This is a genomic window from Glaesserella sp. (genome assembly GCF_041814905.1).
GTDB lineage: Bacteria > Pseudomonadota > Gammaproteobacteria > Enterobacterales > Pasteurellaceae > Glaesserella.
This window is the reverse complement of the sequence record NZ_JBGXYA010000088.1, coordinates 1-3,485: the sequence shown is the minus strand read 5'-3', so window position 1 is coordinate 3,485 and position 3,485 is coordinate 1. Positions and strand designations below refer to the sequence as shown.

The window sequence follows — 3,485 nt, the reverse complement described above, 5'->3', positions numbered from 1 at the left end:
TGTGTTGTTGATGATTGATAGCAACGAATCTCAAGCGGATCATTTCCAACAAGAGTGGGCGGAGTTTTTAACCAAATTGCCGAAAAATATACCGGTGACGGTGATTCGTAATAAAGTCGATTTAACCGGCGAAACGGAAAGCTTGGTGCAAACGGATAATTTCACCGTGATTCGCCTTTCTGCACAGACTAAAGTCGGCGTGGACTTATTGCGTGAACACCTTAAAAAATCAATGGGTTATCAAAGCTCAACGGAAGGTGGTTTTATTGCTCGTCGTCGTCACTTGGTTGCACTGGAAACCGCAGCGGATCATCTGCAACGTGGACATATTCAATTAACGCAATTCTACGCAGGCGAACTGCTCGCCGAAGAGCTTCGGATGGTACAAAATGCATTGAGTGAAATCACAGGGCAATTTACTTCCGATGACTTGCTCGGCAATATCTTTAGTTCGTTCTGTATCGGTAAATAAGACAAGCGGTCTGTTCGTTGCAAAATGTTGCAAATAACAGACCGCTTGCATTTTAGGCTTTGGAGAGAACCATGACACATTTGATTATTTATGCCCACCCGAATCCAACCAGCTTTAACCATGCGATTTTAGACAAAGTGATTCAAGCAAGTGCGAACCATAATGTCATTGTGCGGGATTTGTATCAGCTTGATTTTAATCCGACACTGACTTGGCAAGAGTTTCGATCAACTATCGAGCATCAATATGCTACGGATGTAGCTGAAGAACATCGTTATTTCCAACAGGCAGAGCTTATTACGTTGATTTATCCGCTATGGTGGATGGGCTTTCCTGCGATTTTAAAGGGATATCTTGATCGTGTGATGGCCTATGGCTTTGCCTATAAAGACGGCAAAGAGAAAAGTATCGGCTTATTGGGGGATAAACGAGTTCAGCAGTTTGTTACCCTTGGCAACCCTGTGGAAGAATATCGCCAACAAGGCTATCTGCAAGCCTTTGAGCATACCTTAGGCTATGGCTTGTTTAGCTTTTGTGGCATTGAAACGGTCGATATGCATTACTTTGGTGAGATTGGCTTGCCAAGTACCGATTATCAGGGAATTTTGCAAGAAGTGGAAAATATAACAAAAACGGCACTCACTATCTGATGAGTGCCATTGGAAAAGCGATTACTTCGCTAACAGATAGGCTCTTAATTGCGCAAAATCCGCCGCCATTGTGTCCGACAACAGTTCCATTTTGTTATGTTTGTCTAACGCTTCAGGCAACGGTAGTTCAATATCTAAAATGCGTTCCACGCTTTCTTTGAATTTCGCAGGGTGTGCGGTGCAAAGGAAAATACCTGTTTCGCCTGTTTGTAGCTGATCTTTCAACGCTTGGTAAGCAATTGCTCCGTGCGGTTCACATAAGTAACCCTCCGCATATTGTGCTTTTAATGCTTCTTCGGTTTCTGCATCATTTAAGGCATCTGAGCCTAATTCGCTCAAACTCCAACCGTTACGTTTAAACAGCTCTTCAACACGTGGCCAGTTGTTCGGACGGCTTACGTCCATTGCATTTGATAATGTCGCAACCGTTGCATTCGGTTCCCATTTGCCCGATTTAAGGTAACGTGGCACAGTGTCGTTCGCATTGGTTGAAGCGATAAAACGCTTAATCGGTAAGCCTAAGGTTTTCGCAATTAAGCCTGCGGTTAAATTACCGAAGTTACCGCTTGGCACAGAAACTACCACATTGCTACGTTTCTCTTTCGGCAACTGAGCCACCGCTTCAAAGTAGTAGCAAACTTGAGCGAGTAAACGGCTGATATTGATAGAGTTTGCTGAGTTTAAGCCGATAGCTTGACGAAGCTCGGCATCATCAAAGGCTTGTTTAACTAATGCTTGGCAAGCATCAAAGTCTGATTCAATCGCCACGGTACGAATGTTGCCACCTAAAGTACAGAATAATTTTTCTTGTAACGGACTGATTTTACCTTTCGGATAAAGAATAACCACATTGATATTTTCTAAACCATAGAACGCGTGAGCCACCGCCGCACCTGTGTCGCCTGATGTCGCCGTTAAAATGGTAATTTTGCCATCACCACGCACCGCACTTAATGCCTGTGCCATAAAGCGACCGCCAAAGTCTTTAAAGGCAAGGGTCGGTCCGTGGAATAACTCTAACGCATAAATATCATCATTCACTTTTGCTAGTGGTGCAGGGAAAGTAAACGCATTTTTCACCATTGCATTTAAGGTTTCTTGCGGTAATTCATCGCCAATCAATGCCGATAAAATCTTTTGGCTACGCTCAACCAGCGGTAATGCTAATAAAGCGTCAATGTCGTCAAATTTAGGTAACACTTCAGGGAAAAATAAGCCCTGATCTTTGCCTAACCCTTGGCGAACGCCTTGAGCAAAATTGACTTGTTCTTCAGGGTGTTTGATGTTGTATAGGTTCATTAATGTTGTCCTTTATTATGAGTAATCGGAAATGGAACGATTGTATCCGTTCACTTCGGTTAGTCAATCACAAGCGGTCGGTTTTAGACGATTTTTTGCAAATTTATGTATGAGATAAAAATATCGCTATTTGTTGATCTCATTTCATTTATTTTGAATTCAAACAGAGTAAACTATTAAAAATATTACAGGAGTAAAACCATGCAAGCACACACTTATCGCGCAGTATTCAGTGACATTGACGGTACGTTACTCAACAGCCGTCACCAAATTTCGCCGAAAACGGCGCAGGCAATTCAGCGCATTGTGAAACAAGGTATTCCGTTTATCTCTGTTTCCGCCCGTCCACCGTTGGCGATTACGCCTTATACCGAACAATTACAAACCAAAAACGCCATTATCTGTTATAGCGGCGCGTTGATTTTAGATGCCGATTTGCAACCGCTGTACAGCGTGGCAATTGATAACACGGATCTCGCCCGCTTAGAAGCGGATTTAGCCGATTACAACCACCTTTCTATTAATCATTATGCGAATTTGGATTGGTTCAGCAATGATTTAAGCAATGATTGGACGATACAAGAAGGCGAAATTACGGGATTAAGCGCCACAGCGAAACCGACTCACTTGAGTAACGTGCATAAAATTTTAGTCATGGGCGAAGCAAGCGAAATTAAAGCGTTGGAAGACAAACTTAAACCGCAATATCCACAGCTTTCCATTCATCGTTCGAAAAACGAATATTTGGAAATCATGAATAAACAAGCGACCAAATCCAATGCCATCCGCTTTATGGAACGGTGTTTAAACGTCAGCGGTGAAGAGGTCGTCGCCTTTGGCGACAATTTCAATGATTTGGATATGTTGGAATACGCCGGACTGAGTGTCGCCATGGGTAATGCGCCTGAGCCGATTAAACAAGCCGCCAAACGAATTACGGCATCCAATGACGAAGACGGTATCGCGTTAGTATTGGATGACATTTTTAAATAATATCGTGATACCGAAAACCGACTGCAAGCGGTCAGTTTTCGGTATTATTTTGCAAATCCGTCTGTTGCGCC

Annotated in this window: 3 protein-coding genes and 1 pseudogene; 3 read left to right on the top strand and 1 reads right to left on the bottom strand. The window is 43.1% G+C overall.

Features of this window, described 5'->3' with window-relative positions:
• Both trmE and ACEYJ7_RS11685 read left to right on the top strand, forming a co-directional pair.
• Positions 1-472, top strand: a pseudogene (gene trmE, locus ACEYJ7_RS11690) (tRNA uridine-5-carboxymethylaminomethyl(34) synthesis GTPase MnmE); the annotation flags it as partial.
• Between the two features lie 71 nt (positions 473-543).
• Entirely contained in the window at positions 544-1,122 is a 579-nt protein-coding gene (locus ACEYJ7_RS11685; RefSeq protein WP_373779270.1) for an NAD(P)H-dependent oxidoreductase, read from the top strand.
• 21 nt (positions 1,123-1,143) lie between these two features.
• On the opposite strand, the gene thrC is transcribed toward ACEYJ7_RS11685, so the two are convergent.
• The gene (thrC, locus tag ACEYJ7_RS11680; RefSeq protein WP_373779269.1) at positions 1,144-2,421 is read right to left on the bottom strand and encodes a threonine synthase; all 1,278 of its coding nucleotides are present in this window, start codon (positions 2,419-2,421) and stop codon (positions 1,144-1,146) included.
• Positions 2,422-2,622: 201 nt separating this feature from the next.
• Between thrC and ACEYJ7_RS11675 the strand changes: the two genes are divergently transcribed.
• Positions 2,623-3,414: a Cof-type HAD-IIB family hydrolase gene (locus ACEYJ7_RS11675; RefSeq protein WP_373779268.1), complete on the top strand. Its 792-nt coding sequence runs from the start codon at positions 2,623-2,625 to the stop codon at positions 3,412-3,414.
• The last annotated feature ends 71 nt before the right edge of the window (positions 3,415-3,485 follow it).